The following is a 15,331-nucleotide window of genomic DNA, read 5'->3' on the forward strand; positions in this document are numbered from 1 at the left end:
GTGGGGCCGTTGTCGGTGACGTGGAGTTCGAGGTGGCGGCGGGTGCGGTGGATCTCGATGCGCACGGTGCCGCCGGGCAGGCCGGAGGCGGTGTGTCGTAGGGCGTTGGTGGTCAGTTCGGTGACGGTCAGGGCCAGGGGGTCGGTCAGGCCGGGGCGGGAGCGGGTGGCGTGGGCGGCCCATTGGCGGGCGGCCTTGACGTGGCTGGGGTGGGGGCCGATGAGGATGCCCGATGTCGTGGGGGTTCCGCACAGGCGACGTGGAAGCGCGGGGGGAGGGGCGGTAGGCTGCATTTGTTGCACCTCGGGGCTTTCGGGGTGGGACATCAGCTCCGGCGACCGCTCTCTCACTTCGGCCGCCGGAGCTTTTCTGTTTCAAAAGGTTGGTTTTCGCGTCAATTGGGAGGAAGGCGAGCAATGTCTCTCCCCTTCGGCGAAGAGGGGGCTGGCGGGAGTGGAAAATGATGCCGATCTCCGGTTCGCAAGCAACCGCCGGTTCTGTTCTGACTATGCCCAGTCCCAGCTCAGAGGGCTACCAATACAACTGAAGAGGGGTGACTACTCAGAACCTGTTGCGAAAATGAGCTGCGTGTAGTTTCCTTGACCCATGGCTGACAAGATCCACCAGGAGTGGAAACCGTTTGGTGTCAGGGTTCGGGAGCTTCGCCGTCAGGCTGGGGTTTCACAGGCCGAACTCGGCCTGCGCTTGAAACTAACCGGTGGGATGGTCGGCCACCTGGAGCGGGCGACGCGTATCCCCAATAGGGATCATGTGCGCACAATGGATACGGAGTTCGCTACAGATGGTGAGTTGGATGCCTTGTGGCTGGAGGTTGTCCAGGGAAAGTCGGTATTGCCCTGGTTCAGGGATGCCCTGGAGATGGAGCGCAGGGCGGAATCCATCTCGGAGTACCACCCGATTCTCATCCCCGGTCTGCTGCAAACCCGCAGCTATGCCCGTGTGCTCATCACGGCAAGGCAGTTGCGGAAGACCGCCGAGGAGATCGAGGAGGTGGTGGAGCTCCGAGCGAACCGGCTTCCGACGATTCGGCCATCCCGGCCCGCTCTGTGGTTCGTGGTGGAGCAGAGTGTGGTCAACCGTGTTATCGGTAGTGAGGAGGTCATGCGAGAGCAGCTCCAGCACATCATCACGTTGGCCGAAGAGGACACGATCCGTTTTCAGATCATCCCCGACGATGTGCGCCACCACTGCGGACTGTGTTCCCCGTTCCGGTTGATGAGCATGCAGAACGGCCGGAAGGCGGTGCGGATGGAGCATACTCTTGGTGGAACCAGCTTCGATCGGGCACCTGAAATCGAGGGGATGTCCGACCTGTTCGGTGCACTTCAAGCCGAAGCGCTGTCTCCGCGACGATCCCTCGAAGTCCTCCATGCGACGATGAAAGGTCTGTGATGAGCACCGCCGACAACTGGTCCTGGCACAAGTCCAGCCACAGTGATGGAGGGGGTGGGGACTGCGTGGAGGTCGCGGAAGGACCTACCACTCATGTTCGTGACACCCAGAACCGGAACTTGGGTCACTTGTCGACCGAAGCTTCGGAGTGGACGGCGCTACTGGCTGCGGTGCGCGCAAAGTAGCGGAGTAGTGAGCTGGCCCTGCCCGGACAGACGGGTGGGGCCTGCTGCATGTCCGGGGTCGAGGAAGCTCTCACGGGCCGACCGTTTCGCGGCGAGCTCTGCCGAGCACAGGTTCAGGGAGACGCTTTCTGACGAGTAAGACCCGGACATGCTGAGAGAGGCCCTTGAAGATGTCGGAGAAGTGGCACAGGTCCAGCTACAGCGATGGTGGCGGTGGCCACTGCGTGGAGGTCAGTGAAGGAGCAACCACTCTGGTGCGCGACACCCGGAACCGGGAGCTGGGGCACCTCGACGTCCCTGCTTCCGAGTGGACCGCGCTGCTGAACACGGTGCGCGGCTAGTAGTACCACCCTCACACACGCGAAGAATCGCCTCCTGCCATCTGCCTGGGCAGGGGGCGGTTCCCATGTTTGGGAGATCGGTTCACCCATGGGAGGGTGCACCGCCACGGACGAGCGTCCTTCGACATGCTCGGCACAACCCCTCCGGCCGATGACCACGGACAATGGCGGATCGGCCTTCCCCGGGGGAACGCGGACAACCTCCGATGTCGCCCACACCCGCGCCACTCGTGAGAAGATGAGACACACCGCCCACCAGGAGGAATCGATGGGTCGCCATTTCTCCCGATCTCCTGTCGCGCCTCTGGTCACCGGCTGGACCTGCACGTACGGCAATCACCTGCACCGCCCCGGGGCTTCGATCCTCGAAAGCCCTTTCTGCGAGGGCTGATGAAAACCCTTGCCCCTTTCGGGGGAAATGTCCGAATGCCCGGAAGGTAACTTCCGGCGGCTGTCTGACAGAAGAAAGGCCCGCCTGTGAGCCCCCACCCCCCCACTCCCGCCGAAATACCTCTCCCGATCGACGAACCCTCCACCCCTTCCGCGCCGATCCGCGTCATGGTCGTGGACGACCACGCGCTGTTCCGCCGCGGTCTTGTCTCGGTCCTGGACGAGGAGGAGGACATCAACGTCGTCGGTGAGGCCGGACGGGGGTCGGAGGCCGTCCGGCTCGCCGCGGGGGTACGCCCCGACGTCGTCCTGATGGACGTGTGGATGCCCGGTTCCAACGGCATCGACGCCTGCTCACAGATCCGGCAGGCCGCCCCGAGGACCAAGTTCATCATGCTCACCATGAGCGACGAGAACTCGGACCTGTTCGACGCCCTCAAGGCCGGCGCCACCGGGTACCTCCTCAAGGAGATCGCGGTCACCGACATCGCGCGCGCCGTGCGCGCCATCGCGGACGGCCAGTCGTTCATCAACCCGCGGATGGCCAACAAGCTCATCGGGGAGTTCGCGGAGCTGGCCAAGCAGGAGGCCACCCCGCCGTCCGCCCCCGCCATCCCCGACCTGACCCCGCGCGAGACCGAGGTCCTCAAGCTGCTCGCCCGGTCGCTCAACAACCGTGAGATCGGGGAACGGCTGTTCATCACCGAGAACACGGTGAAGAACCACGTGCGCAACATCCTGGAGAAGCTGCAGGTGCACTCCCGCACCGAGGCCGCCATCTACGCGGTGCGCGCCGAGTACGTCAGCTAGGGTTCCGGAGCCGACCGCCCCGACCGGCCGGCGCCCGAGGTCGCCGAGGCGCTGGAGTCGGCCCGTACCTGCTAGGCGGGGTCGGACTCCGTCGTGGTTCCGATCCAGCGCAGGTAGTCCGGGGAGCCCGCCACGATCGCGGTCGCGACGACCTCGGGGTTGGTCCACGGGTGGTGTTCGACCAGGTGCGCCTCGATCTGCGGGTACCGGTCCGCGCGCGCCTTCAGCAGGAGCTGCCACTCCTGCCCGGTGCCGAACTCGCCCAGGTGCCAGAACACCGACGTGACGGGTCCGACGATCTGCGCGCCGGCCGCGAGCTTGGCCGTTACGAGGGATTTCGCCAGGTCCACCGCCTGCTCGCGGGTCTCGGTCGCCGTGGACACCTGGACGTAGCCGGTCATGGAGGGGTCCGTTCCGTCGCGGGGATTATCCGGCCAGTTTAGAGTTCATCTCCCTTGTCGAATCGGCGGTAGCAGATCAGTGTGCGGGCGAAGGCGCGGAAGCGGTCGTCCCTGTGTTCGTGCAGGTGGCGCGGGAAACGGCATCCGGCCGACCTCGGACGGTTCGCGGTGACGAACGCTAATGTCACGCCCTGTTCCTAAACTGCCGGCATGCACATATCCGAAGCAGAAATGGCCGATTCGGGCGCCGGTGCGGACAGCTCGCCCCGGGAGGCGGCAGCGGTGCGGGACTGCCTCGCGCCGCTGCGGGTGTCGGAGGTCTTCGAGCCGGTGGCCGAGCACGTACTGTGCGGTACCGGTCCGGAGGTCCTGGCGGCGCTGCGCGAGCGGCCGACCGGCGCCGACATGGTCGCCAAGCCGGACGTCACCTGGTCGGCCGCGCGGGTGAGGGCCGTCACCGACCTGCATCCCGGCTGGTCGCCGCAGGACGCCGAGGCCGCACGGCTCACGGTCTACCGGACCGCGCAGGCCGACGTCCTCGCCCGGTTCGGGCAGGTGCTGCACGCCGCCGCCGACAGGACCCCGGCCTCCGGGGAACCGTCGTGGCTCCTCGTGCTGGCCGACGACGTGACCCGTGCGTACGGCGCCGCCGGGGCCGACGCAGAGGACGTCCAGCGGCGGTGGGACCCCCGCTTCCTCACCGAGGTCGCCCGGGCCGGCGACGCCCCCGGCCGGACCCCCGTGCACGCCACCCTGTCGGCGCTGCTGTACGCGGACTCACGCCATTGGGCGCACCGTCGGCACCAGCTTCTGGAGAGTGACGCAGGCATCGCGTTCCTCGCCCGGTACGCCGACGAGCTCGCGGACGTCGCCACCGGGCTCGAGGACTACAACCGCAGGTATGTGGCGCGCCTGTGCGAGCACAGTCCGGAAGCGCATGCCGCACTCGCCGCCGAGCTGGCGGTCGACGCCGACGCGGGCGTCCGCGCGGAGGCGCTGGCCACGCTCTCCCGGCTCGACGGGGCCCGGCAGGTGGACCTGTTGCGACAGCACCTGCGGACCGCGTCGCCGGACCGCCTGCCGGATGCCCTGGCCCGCCTGGCCGACCTCGACGGCGGTGTCGTGGCGATCGAGGATGCCCTGGCCGAAGGCGGCGCAGGGCCGGAGGACCCGGAACGCGAGCGGCTGCTGCGCCGTGCCGTCTTCCGGGTACGGGTGCTGAGAGCGGCGGAGGCCGTCGTGCCCGTGCCGCCCGTCGCCGCGCCCCAGGACGCCGGCCTCGCGGAGGACCTGCGGGCCCTGGGAACCGGCCGATCCGGCGGAGACCCTTCCTGGCACGGTGTCGAGGGGCGGCTGGCGCTGATGCCCGACGTCCGCGCCCTTCGGGACGCGTACCGCGCCGCCGGGAGGTCCGACGCGGACCGGCGGACCGCCGCGCTCCTGGTCACCCGCACGGACCACGCCCGCCGAAAGATCGGCGCCTTCCTGACACCTGAGGATGCCGAGCGCTGGTGGCCCCTCTTCGCCGAGCGCCTCGACCTCGCGGACGAGTACCTCGACGGCGGCGACGGGAAGCGGCATCCTGACCAGTCCGCCGTCGACACGACGACGATGATCCTGACGATCCTCGAACGGTTCCCCGCGGCCCCCGAGGCCCTGGTCCCGCGCCTGACCTCGCTCGCGCTCGGTGCGAACCGCCACCGCCTGCCGGCCCGGCGGGTGCTCGGCGACCACCCGGGCGCACGGGCAGCGGCGACGGCCGCGCTGTCGGACGCCGACGCGGAGACCCGCTCGTCCGCCGCGGAGTGGCTCGCGGGGCTGGGCGAGCCGGGAGTGGTGGCGCCGGAGCCCGGCTGGGAGTTCGGCGCAGGGGTGCTGTCCCCGGCGGTGAGGGCCCTGCCCGCGTCGACGCTGTGGTGGCTGGACCGGTTCCGGGAGCAGGCGCTGGACAAGGGGGTTCCGGCGGACGACGTGGACCGGTGGCTCGGGCTGGCCCGCCCGAAGCTGCGGACGGCGCGCGACGGCTCCGGCCCGGCCGTCGGCCGGCTCGGCGGTCCGCTGATGCTCCCGCCGGACGTGCCCACCCCGGCCACGGTGTGGGGCCCTGACAACTCCTACGAGTACCAGCTCATCGCGACGCTCGACCTGGCGGCGATCCCGCCGGGCGCCACCGACCTCCCGCTCCCGCCCGACGGGCACGTGCTCCTGTTCGCGAACATCGATCTGGAGGAGGTCCTCCTGCCGGGCGGTGCCGTGTACGTCCCGCCGGGGACGCCGGTCGAGGAACGGGAGGTCTCGCTCGACTACGAGCCCTACGGGTACGACTCCCCCGAGGACCTGGACGACGAGTTGCGGCGCACCGGCGACCTGCGGCTGACCCCCGGCGTGGGACTGCCCTCCTGCCCTGTCGGGGACGACGCCCTCGCCCTGCACCCCCACGCGGAGACGCTGCAGGAGGTCTGGTCCGAGCAGTCCGACGAGGGGGGCAAGTGGCAGCTCGGCGGCTACGCCGCGGACTTCGACGGCTACGGGGACCCGGTGCCCGCCTCGGCGTACGCGGAGGAGGGCGGGCAGGGGCCCGGTCCCGAGGACTGGGTCCTGCTCGCGCAGTGGGTCGGGGTCCCGATGGGGATCCTGTACTGGACCATCCCCCGCCAGGACCTCGAGGCGCGCCGCTTCGACCGCGTCGTCGTGCAGATGTACGCCAACCCCTGACCGGCCCGTTTCCTGGGCGCGCGGCCCACTGCGTACGGGTGGGCCGCGCTCGGTGCCACGACCGGTGCGCCCGTGGCCGCGCGCCGGTCGGGGACGCCTCCGGCGCACCCGCCCCGGTTCAGGCACCGGGCAGCGGGCGCCGGGGGAAGGCCACCCCCGTCAGGGTTTCGGAGACCTCCCACAGGCGTCGCGCGACCTCGGTGTCCCGCGCCCTCGCCGAGCGGCCGACCAGCTCCGGTGCGCCGCGCCCCTCCAGGAACCCGCCCGGCCCCGCGTAGCTGTCGCCCGGGACCTCCGCCACGGCCGCGTACAGCGTCGGCAGGGCCCCGCCCTCGTCGCTCTGCGTCAGGAAGCGGACCACGGCCTGCTCCACGAGGTGGCGCACACGCCGCCGCGGGTCGGTCTTCAACAGGTTCGTGGCCGCCATGCCGGGGTGTGCTGCGGTGGCTGTCACCGGGGAGCCGGCCCGGGTGAGCAGCCGCTGGAGTTCCGAGGTGAACAGGAGGTTGGCCAGTTTGGACTGCGCGTACGCGGCCATCGCCCGGTACGGCTTGCGCTCCCAGTTGAGGTCCTCGAAGTCGATCGCGCCCGCCTTGTGGCCGTTGGACGAGATCGTGACGACCCGGCCCCGCAGGCGCGGCAGCAGCAGGTTCGTGAGCGCGAAGTGCCCGAGGTGGTTGGTCCCGAACTGCAGCTCGAAGCCGTCGGCGGTGCGTGTGAGCGGAGGGAACATCACCCCCGCGTTGTTGACCAGCACGTCGACGGGCTCGGTGAGGTCCTCGGCGAAGGAGCGGACCGAGGCGAGGTCGGCGAGGTCGAGCCGCCGGACCTCGACGTCGCCCGTCATCGCGTCGGCGGCGTCGCGCCCCTTGGTGACGGTGCGCACGGCGAGCACCACGCGTGCGCCCCTGGCCGCGAGGAGGCGGGCGGCTGCCCGGCCGATGCCGCTGTTCGCGCCGGTGACCACGACCGTGCGCCCCGCCATGGAAGGGATGTCCGAAGCAGAGAATGTTGTCATGGGCTACAAAGTAGTCAGCGAAAACAAAGTAGTCAACGAAAACATGGCCTGCTAGACTCGGGTCCCATGTCAGACCCCAACGAAGAGCGGCCCTACCACCACGGAAACCTCCGGGCCGTCCTGCTCGACGCGGCCGAGCGCTGCCTCCGGGAGCGCGGCGCGGACCAGCTGTCGCTGCGCGACCTCGCCCGGGAGGTGGGCGTCAGCCACGCCGCGCCGCGCAGGCACTTCTCCGACCGGCAGGCGCTGCTGGACGCGCTCGCCGAATCCGGGTTCGCCCAGCTGGACACGGCGCTGCGCACCGCGCTGGCGGGCGCGGGGGAGGACTTCCCGGCGCGCGTGCGGGTCGCGATGACGGCCTACACCCGCTTCGCGACCGAGAACGCCGCGCTCCTGGAACTGATGTACTCCAGCAAGCACCGGCCGGGGGCGACGCGGATCATCGAGGCGGCCGAGGCGCCGTTCGGCCTGATGGCCGACCTGATCGAGCAGGGGCAGGACGAGGGGGCGCTTCGGGCGGGCGACCCCGAGCGGATCGGGCTCGTCCTGTTCGCGACCCTCCAGGGCATCGCCTCGATCATCAACGGCAACTTCGTCGGACCGGACATGCTCGACGCACTCGTGGAGACCGCCGTCGAGCAGTTCCTCTCCGGGAACCGCCCGGTGGAGTGAGACGATCACCCGAAGCGACCACGCGGTCTCCCACGGTGCGCAAGCATGGAGTGGCACGTCAGCCGCACCGATGAGGAGAACCCTGTGTCCCAGCTGCCCGAGAACCTGCGCTACACCGACGACCACCTCTGGGTGCGCGTGGACGGAGACATCGTGACGACCGGCCTGACCGCCCACGGGCAGGAGCTGCTCAGCGAGATCGTCCTCGTGGAGCTCCCCGAGGTCGGGGACGAGGTACAGGTCGGCGGCACGGCCGGGGGAGTGGAGTCGGTCAAGGCCTACAACGACCTCTACGCCTCCGTGGCGGGCGAGGTCGTCGCGGTGAACGAGGCGCTCGTCGAGGAGCCCGGTCTGGTCAACGAGGACCCCTACGGGGACGGATGGATCTACAGGCTCAGGCCCTCCGACCCCGGAGCGGTCGACGAACTGCTGGACGCTGCGGTCTACCGGGCGACCATCGACCAGTGACCCGCACCCGGCGGCCGACCGGGTCGGCCGCCGAACGCGGTGCCGTGCCGTGGTTCGGCGCGAGGACGACGAGGAGGCGCATGCCCCGCGCACGGAGCTCGCCGGTCACCTGCCGGAGCCCGCTAGGCCGCCGGTCCACGGCGTGAAGTGAGCCGGATCCGCCGCACCGGCGGGGGAGTGCCGGTGCTCAGAGGTGCGGTGTCCGGGCCGTGCGTGCAGGGGGCGGCGGATCAGTACTCAGTCGAGCTCCTCCGCGTACACCACACCCCCGCCGAACAGGCCGGCCTCACGCAACCGGTTCTGAGCCTCCCGGGCCATGTGCGGGCCCAGGTCCTCGTCCTCCGACAGGCCGTGGTCGGCGCGGAAGGCCGCTTCCAGCTCGGGGGTCATGGCCGGGTGGACGTCGAACTCGTGGATGGTCATGGTGTCAGCCTAGACCGGGGAAGCCCGCCGAGCGCTCAGGCGCCGGTCCCCCGTCAGTCCTTCCGCCGTCACCGCCTTGGCCTCCGTCGTCGGACGAAGGCCGGGGGCGGTCCGGTTCGGGCGGGGTGTGCCATGATCTGAGCTTCCGGCGGCGGCTCCGGCGTCGGTTGATCCACTTCCTCTCCTCTGTTGTCGGGGGTGGGCCGTTCGTGCTGTGGCGCGGGCGGCCCGCCGTCGTTTCGCGCCGAGGGGCAGGTCTGCGACTACGACGAGTGCCCGAGGGCCTCGACCTGCCAGAGGGACTGACACCGCACCGAACCAGCATGAGAACAACTTCTCGGTTCGCCGCATCACAGCTGAGGACAACCGGTAATCCGGCCGTTTCCTACGGTGTTTCTATAACACCCCACGGGTCATGGATCCTGACATGTACTATGTCTTCCTTGCGGTTCTGCTGGGAATTCGGGCGACCGTGACGCTTGGCAATCCGGGCCACCCACACAAGACCGTGGGTCGCTCCCTGGAAACGGCAGAGGGGTCCGCGTGTTGATCAAGGAACGCAGATTCCGCATCAACGTTTCCTACAGAATGTTCCAGATCGCGGGCATCACATCCTACGAGCACGTGGGCGGGGACACGGACCTGGTCTGCCGGGGGCCGTCCGGCGGCGTCTTACCTGTGGATTCCCTCGGGAACGACTTCGCCCCCACGGTGCTCATGCAGCTCTGGGACGGAACCCCCGCGCCCGTCGACAACCACCCCGATCACGCCGTCTACCGGGTCGAGGTCACAGGGCAGGTGCACCTGGTGGCTTTGATGGTGGGCCTGTCTCCCGACGGCCCCTTTCCGGTCCCCCACGGGGCGTGGACGGTGCACCTGTGGCGGGACGGAAGCAGGGCGCACCTGTCATCGGAGGGCGCGTTGCTCCCCGGCGATGACGACGAGTACACCTACACCGGCGACGACTTTCCCGGGGAGGCCGTGGAGTCGTGGGTGGTGCAGTTCTGCCCCGCCGGCGGTGAGCAGCAGTTGCTGTCGGGATAAGTCCCATGCGCCCGGTCCCACCCGCGTCATGTCAGTGAACGGCCCGGCCGAATGAGCCTGTGGAAGACAGTGGAATTTCCTGGCCCCCGCCGGTCAGATGACCGTACTCGGCGTTCGTGCCTCCATGGAAAAGGACTTCCCCGTCACGTGTTCAACGGGCGACCCTGTAGACATGGCCTAGGGAAAATGGCCACTTCGTGGTCCTTCGGCCGCCGGTGAACGGCGCCCATGCCTTTCCGTTCACCGGGGTCGGCCGGGTGGCCGGGCTGGTCCGCGAACTCCTGGCGGACGGGGACCGAGGCCGGGGCAGGGTGCCCTGTCCCGGCCTCCCACGACCTCAGGACGCCCCGGATCCTCCCGGGTCGGAGTCCTCGGACAGCAGCTCGGTCGACTCCTCGTCCAGCCGCAGGTGGTTGACGGCCATCAGGTCGGTGAGTTGGTCGGTGTTGCGCGCGCTGGCCAGGACCGACGCCACGGCCGGCCGGTCCGACAGCCACGACAGCGCGACCGAGGCCGGGGAGACGCCGTTGCGGGCCGCGACCGCGTCCAGGGCCCCCAGGACCAGCTCGGCGCGCGGGTCGTCCAGGTAGGCGCGGGCCGTGCCCGCGCGCGGGCTGTCGACCTCCGCACCGCCCCGCCGGTACTTGCCGGTGAGGAACCCGCGGGCCAGGCCGAAGTAGGGCAGCAGGGACAGGCCGCGCTCCAGGGCCAGGGGCACCAGGTCCTCCTCGACCCCGCGCTCCATCAGGTTGTAGTGGGGCTGCACGCACACCGGGGCGTGGAGCCCTTGGTCGGCGCAGATGTCCAGCCACTCGCGGATGCGCCCGGGGCTGTGGTTGGACAGGCCGATGTACCGGATCCGGCCGTCGTCCACCAGCTCGGAGAACGCCCGGGCGCTCTCCGCGAGCGGGGTCCCGGGGTCGTCGTGGTGCGCGTAGTAGAGGTCGATCACCTCCACGCCGAGCCGGGCCCGCGAGGCGTCCACGGCGGCGTGGACGTTGGCGGCGGACAGGCCCGGGAACTCCGGGTGCCCGCTGACCTTGGTCGCGAGGACCAGGCCCTCGGGGCGGCCGCGCGCCGCCAGCCAGCGGCCGATGACCGTCTCGGACTCTCCTCCGCTGTTCCCCTCGACCCAGGCGGAGTAGGAGTCGGCGGTGTCGACGAAGTTGCCGCCCCCGGCGACGAACGTGTCGAGGACCTTGAAGGAAGTGCTCTCGTCGGCGGTCCAGCCGAAGACGTTCCCGCCCAGGCACAGGGGGGATACGCGCAGGTCGGTGCGGCCGAGAGGGCGAAGCCGTACGTCGTTCATGCTCACCGTGTTCCGTCGGGTGTGTGGTGCCGCGGACAGGTTAGGCCAGAGCGGGGCGCCGGGCCACCGTTTCCCGGAGAGTGCGCGGGGCGGCCCCGGCCGCCGTGACGGCGCGCCCCGCCACGCGCGGTCCCGGCCGGGTGTCCGGCCCGGCCCGGGGCGGAACCGGCCGCGCACGGCCGGACCGCCTCACCGGACCCCCGGGTTGGCGGGGGTCTGGAGGACCAGCTCCTCCTCCCGCTCGGGAAGGTAGTGCACCGTCAGCACCCGTCCCACCTGCACGCTCACGACCGAGGACGCGGGAAGGACCTTCACGACGGCCGCGTGGAAGAGGCTTCCGTCCGGGCGGGTCACCCCCAGGCCGATCTCCATCTCCGGGTTGCCGTTGAGCAGGCGCCCGGTCGGCCGCACCGAGGAGACGACCCCCTGCGCCCGCACACCGCGCGCCGCGATGTCCAGGTTGCGCTCCGTCGTCAGACCCGCGCGCACCATCACCGCGTTGTAGGCGGCCTGCACCAGGGCCGGGTCCTCCCCGCGGTCCAGGGAGACCACCCCGGGCCGGTCGTGCAGGTACCGGACCGGCAGCACCGTACCCGGGACCAGTTCGGCCACCTGGGTGATGTCGACGACGTGCTTGGCCACCGCGGAGAACCGGTGCCCCTCCGGCGTCTCGACGTCCATGCTGATCGCCAGCTGGGGCTGGTCGTTGACGCTCAACCCGGTACGGGCCACCCCGGTGACGGTCCCGATCCCGACGGGGGCGCCGGCCGCCTCCTTGCGGCCCAACCCGCCTCCGAGTCCGCCGAGCGCCGAAGCGACCCCCAGCATCGGCAGCGTGGTGCCCAGCATCACCAGCGCCCCGATCGGCGCCCACATGTTGCGCAGCCACGGGCTGACGAACGCGTCCGGGGGCGCGGTCACCCCCGCCCACACGTACCAGCCGACCAGGCCGAGCGCCGCGACCGTCTCGACGAGCACCACCGAACGAACCACCGACCTGCCCATGGATGCCTCCCTCTCACGCTCTCGATGTCCACCGGGACCCATCAGACCCCGCCGCCGCGTCCTACCGATCCCAGGTTCGGACCTGCCGTCGACCGGAGGGGCCGGGCCGGTACCCTCGTCCTGTGCCAGCGACTCCCCTCGGGACGCTCCAGCCCCGGTCCCAGGTCATCGACCGGGCCTGGCGAGCGCTCGGCCCCGGACTGGAACCGCTCAGCGGCCCCGGCGGCGCCCCGCTCACCCGCGCCGTCAAACTCCTCGTCCTCCCGCTCGTCCTGCGCCCCGTCCTGCGCCCGGAACTCGCCGGGGACCTCCTCACCGACGAGGCCGCCGACCTGGCCGCCGGCCTCCTGCGCGGGGACGGGCCGCGACTGGCGGCCGCCGCCGGCTGGTTCACGCTGCTCAAGCGGGTCCGCCGGGCCCTGCGCGTGGTCGGGGGCAACCCGCAGGACCTGTACTTCCAACGCTGCTACGAGCTCGCCGCCGAGCACGGGGCCCCGCGGCCCCCCGACGCGGAGGAGGTCGCGCGGAAGGTCGTCCTGGAGCTGGCCGCGCGCGACGGCGGGCGCACCGTCGAAGCCCTCAAGGCCCACCTGCGCGATCCCGCGACGGAGAGGTCGGTCGCCCAGGCGCTGTCCCGCGCCTGGGACGCACGCCCCGTACCCGCCGCCCCCGGCGCCGTCCCCGAGGCGGACGCGCTCTCCCTCGCGGACACCGTCCTGGACGGGTGCGCACCGGCCGACCGGGGCGCCTCCGGGAAGCGCGGCACCGAGCGCGGCGGCGCCGCCCCCGCCGACGGCGACGGCCCCCGGTACCGGGAGCAGGAGCGCGGGACGGACCTCCGGGACCCCGGTGACACCGCGGAGAGCGCCCTCGCCGCCCTGGTCGGGGGCGGCCACGGCACGCGTCTGGGAGCGGCGCTGTGGGCCGCCGGTCCGGCCTCCGCCTGGGGACCCGAAGGCGTACCGCCCCACCTGGGCCTGAGCGCCGACCCCCCGCCGCCGCGCCCCGGGGTGGGGAGCACGGCGTCCACCGCGGCCCTGCCGGCGCCCCTGGACCGCACCCTCTACGAGAGGGTCTTCACCGTCCTGAGGGCGCCCGGACACCACGACCTGCCGCCGGTCCCCGAGCTCGTCGCCGCCGAGACCGCGCGCAGCTGCTCGCCGCTCGGCCTGTCCGACGAGTCGCTGCGCGTGGCGCTCCTGGTCGGAGGACGCCTCGCCGCGGGGCTCGACCCGCTCGGCACCGCCCCGGGTCCCACACGCGCGCACCGCGCCATCGACCGCCGCTGGCGCCGCGAGTCCTCCGTGGCGCGCGCCCGGCGCATGACCGTGTCGCCCTTCGACGCCCCGAGCGCCCACGGCACGGGGGCCGGGGCTCCCGGCGCCGGTCCCCCGGACGTCGGGCGGCCGGGGGCCGGCGCCACGGCCGCAGGGCTCCCCGACGCGGAACCCCCCGGCCGGACGGGCGCGGACCGCGCGGCCGCCCCCTCACCGGACGGCGGGGCGCCGGGGGCGGGGCCGACCCCCACACAACCCCCGGCCCCCACCGGCCCCCCGGCCTCCGGAGAGGACCTTCTCGCCGACCTCGGCCGCTCCCTGCGGACCCCGTGGATCGCCTACACCCGCCGACTGTGGGCGCGCCTGCACGGCCGCGACGCCCACGCGGCCGGGATCGACGGCCCTGCCGAGCTGTGGTCCCTCCTCGACGGCGTCTCCTACTCCGTGCTCATGGACCACCGGGCCCGCGTGCGCGCGGCCCTGCGGACGCTGACCGACACCACCTCCGGGAGCGCGGCATGACCTGGATCGAGGTGAGGGCGGAGGAGGACGGCGTGAGCGTGGCCGTCGAGGGCCGCCTGAGCGTCCCCGAGTTCGGCCGGTCCGTCCTCGACGCGGTCGGCGCGCTCCTCACCTGGCCCGACATCGCCGGTCCGGACGCGGTCGCCACCGGGGTCCCCCCGGGAACCGCCCTCTCCGATGCGCGGGAGGGGGCCGCCGCGTCCGGGGCCGCCCCGTTCGGCGGACCCCGTGCCGACCTCCTCCCCGACGCCCTGGTGGAGTCCGCGCCCGAGGCCCAGACGTGGCTGTGGGCCGTCTACGGGGCCGTGGCGGCGCGCGCCGTGGCGGCCTGCGCCGACGGCCGGGCGCACGCCCTGCGGGTCGCCGCGGAGCCGGGTGCGCTCGCGCGGGACCTGCACCGGCTGGCCACGGGGCACTGGGCGTCCCGCTGGTGGCCCGCCTCCCACCTGGACGGCGTTCCCGCCCTCGACGCCGACCTGCTCGGCCTGGAGCTGGCCGCGCTCTCCCACCGGTGCCAGCAGGTGTGGGACCCGGACGCGGACCCCGCCGCCGACCTGGTCCTCGAACACCGCGCGGGCGTCCGGCCGCTGCTCGACCTGTGGCACGCCCGGCCGGGCGCCGTCTCCGACGTCCTCCGGTCCGTGCGGGCGGTGGCCGACGACGCGGGGCTCGACGTCGACGGCCTCGCCGGACCCGACGACCCCGGGGGCCGGGACGGCTCCGGTCCCGCCGGGTGGACGGCCCCCGCGGGCGGTGCCGTCCCCCGCCGGCCGGGCGCCCTCCCGCAGGACCACGCCCTCGCCGCCGGCGGCGCCGCGGGGCCGCCCCCCGGCGCCAGGGTGATGGGACGGGGGACGGGGACCAACGACTGGTGCCGGTACCCGCCCGGGTTCGTGGACGCCTCCGAGGACGCCGTCACCTGGACCGCCTTCGCCCACGGCTCCCGGCGCGCGGTCCTGGTGGAGGCGGTTGCGGGGGAGGTTCGCCCCGCCCCCGGCGTGCGGCCGGTCGCGGAGGTCCGGGTCGGCGCCACCGCCCCCGTGCGGGTGCGCTGCGAGCGCGCGGGGGACGCCTGGACCGCCCTCGTGGACACCGCACTGCCGGACACGGCCGCCCCCTCCCCGGACGTCCAGGTGGTCCTGCCGGGGTTCGACCCCGGACCGCAGGACCCCGCCCGCGCCCGCCGGACCCGCGAGGGGCTGCGCGCGCTGGCCCGCCGCCGCCTCGCCGCGGCCGGGGGCGCCACCGGACCGGACGGCGCGGGAGCGGGGGAGGGAGCCGGCCCCGCGCCCTTCCTCGCCGAGATCGTCGCGGCCCACACGGAGGAGGACTTCTGAC

Annotated in this window: 16 protein-coding genes; 10 read left to right on the top strand and 6 right to left on the bottom strand. The window is 72.3% G+C overall.

The annotated features are described in order from the left end of the window. Window positions 1-293 (bottom strand): ATP-binding protein (locus ABZ234_RS27985; RefSeq protein WP_355014014.1); only part of this gene is annotated, 293 nt, incomplete at its 3' end. A 313-nt stretch (window positions 294-606) separates the two neighbouring features. Between ABZ234_RS27985 and ABZ234_RS27990 the strand changes: the two genes are divergently transcribed. The 4 genes from ABZ234_RS27990 to ABZ234_RS28005 all read left to right on the top strand — a co-directional run bounded on the left by ABZ234_RS27990 (window position 607) and on the right by ABZ234_RS28005 (window position 3,139). Next, the gene (locus tag ABZ234_RS27990) at window positions 607-1,413 is read left to right on the top strand and encodes a helix-turn-helix transcriptional regulator (RefSeq protein ID WP_344181818.1); all 807 of its coding nucleotides are present in this window, start codon (window positions 607-609) and stop codon (window positions 1,411-1,413) included. Then, window positions 1,413-1,598 carry a DUF397 domain-containing protein gene (locus ABZ234_RS27995; RefSeq protein WP_330158364.1) on the top strand — a complete coding sequence of 62 codons (186 nt, stop codon included), beginning with the start codon at window positions 1,413-1,415 and terminating at the stop codon, window positions 1,596-1,598. Before ABZ234_RS27990 ends, ABZ234_RS27995 begins: the two co-directional genes overlap by 1 nt. A gap of 170 nt (window positions 1,599-1,768) precedes the next feature. Next, on the top strand, window positions 1,769-1,939 hold the full coding sequence (locus ABZ234_RS28000) for a DUF397 domain-containing protein (RefSeq protein WP_355014015.1): 171 nt from the start codon (window positions 1,769-1,771) through the stop codon (window positions 1,937-1,939). 477 nt (window positions 1,940-2,416) lie between these two features. Then, window positions 2,417-3,139, top strand: a complete 723-nt coding sequence (locus ABZ234_RS28005) for a response regulator transcription factor (protein ID WP_267945463.1) — start codon at window positions 2,417-2,419, stop codon at window positions 3,137-3,139. A gap of 71 nt (window positions 3,140-3,210) precedes the next feature. On the opposite strand, the gene cutA is transcribed toward ABZ234_RS28005, so the two are convergent. Then, on the bottom strand, window positions 3,211-3,540 hold the full coding sequence (cutA, locus tag ABZ234_RS28010) for a divalent-cation tolerance protein CutA (RefSeq protein WP_355014016.1): 330 nt from the start codon (window positions 3,538-3,540) through the stop codon (window positions 3,211-3,213). Between the two features lie 210 nt (window positions 3,541-3,750). Between cutA and ABZ234_RS28015 the strand changes: the two genes are divergently transcribed. Further along, on the top strand, window positions 3,751-6,255 hold the full coding sequence (locus ABZ234_RS28015) for a DUF1963 domain-containing protein (RefSeq protein ID WP_355014017.1): 2,505 nt from the start codon (window positions 3,751-3,753) through the stop codon (window positions 6,253-6,255). Between the two features lie 118 nt (window positions 6,256-6,373). Here ABZ234_RS28015 and ABZ234_RS28020 read toward each other — a convergent pair whose 3' ends face one another. Further along, window positions 6,374-7,273, bottom strand: coding sequence for an oxidoreductase (locus tag ABZ234_RS28020; protein ID WP_355014018.1), 900 nt, complete (start codon window positions 7,271-7,273; stop codon window positions 6,374-6,376). A 66-nt stretch (window positions 7,274-7,339) separates the two neighbouring features. Here ABZ234_RS28020 and ABZ234_RS28025 point away from each other — a divergent pair, with 66 nt between their 5' ends. Both ABZ234_RS28025 and gcvH read left to right on the top strand, forming a co-directional pair. Further along, complete coding sequence (locus ABZ234_RS28025) at window positions 7,340-7,945, top strand: TetR/AcrR family transcriptional regulator (protein ID WP_355014019.1); 606 nt, start codon at window positions 7,340-7,342, stop codon at window positions 7,943-7,945. Between the two features lie 84 nt (window positions 7,946-8,029). Next, window positions 8,030-8,413, top strand: a complete 384-nt coding sequence (gcvH, locus tag ABZ234_RS28030; protein ID WP_355014020.1) for a glycine cleavage system protein GcvH — start codon at window positions 8,030-8,032, stop codon at window positions 8,411-8,413. A 237-nt stretch (window positions 8,414-8,650) separates the two neighbouring features. Here gcvH and ABZ234_RS28035 read toward each other — a convergent pair whose 3' ends face one another. Further along, a complete protein-coding gene (locus ABZ234_RS28035; RefSeq protein ID WP_355014021.1) occupies window positions 8,651-8,836 on the bottom strand; it encodes a hypothetical protein in 186 nt (61 codons plus the stop codon). 543 nt (window positions 8,837-9,379) lie between these two features. On the opposite strand from ABZ234_RS28035, the gene ABZ234_RS28040 reads away from it, so the two are divergent. After that, on the top strand, window positions 9,380-9,880 hold the full coding sequence (locus ABZ234_RS28040) for a hypothetical protein (RefSeq protein WP_355014022.1): 501 nt from the start codon (window positions 9,380-9,382) through the stop codon (window positions 9,878-9,880). Window positions 9,881-10,217: 337 nt separating this feature from the next. Here the strand turns inward: ABZ234_RS28040 and ABZ234_RS28045 are convergent, their stop codons facing one another. Together ABZ234_RS28045 and ABZ234_RS28050 are read right to left on the bottom strand one after the other, a co-directional pair. Continuing rightward, complete coding sequence (locus ABZ234_RS28045; protein ID WP_355014023.1) at window positions 10,218-11,189, bottom strand: aldo/keto reductase; 972 nt, start codon at window positions 11,187-11,189, stop codon at window positions 10,218-10,220. 189 nt (window positions 11,190-11,378) lie between these two features. Continuing rightward, window positions 11,379-12,194, bottom strand: a complete 816-nt coding sequence (locus tag ABZ234_RS28050) for a hypothetical protein (protein WP_355014024.1) — start codon at window positions 12,192-12,194, stop codon at window positions 11,379-11,381. Between the two features lie 122 nt (window positions 12,195-12,316). On the opposite strand from ABZ234_RS28050, the gene ABZ234_RS28055 reads away from it, so the two are divergent. Both ABZ234_RS28055 and ABZ234_RS28060 read left to right on the top strand, forming a co-directional pair. Further along, the gene (locus ABZ234_RS28055; RefSeq protein ID WP_355014025.1) at window positions 12,317-13,993 is read left to right on the top strand and encodes a hypothetical protein; all 1,677 of its coding nucleotides are present in this window, start codon (window positions 12,317-12,319) and stop codon (window positions 13,991-13,993) included. Next, window positions 13,990-15,330: a hypothetical protein gene (locus tag ABZ234_RS28060; protein WP_355014026.1), complete on the top strand. Its 1,341-nt coding sequence runs from the start codon at window positions 13,990-13,992 to the stop codon at window positions 15,328-15,330. Before ABZ234_RS28055 ends, ABZ234_RS28060 begins: the two co-directional genes overlap by 4 nt. Window position 15,331 lies beyond the last annotated feature (1 nt).

It is taken from the genome of Nocardiopsis sp. NPDC006198, from assembly GCF_040613895.1.
GTDB lineage: Bacteria > Actinomycetota > Actinomycetes > Streptosporangiales > Streptosporangiaceae > Nocardiopsis > Nocardiopsis tropica.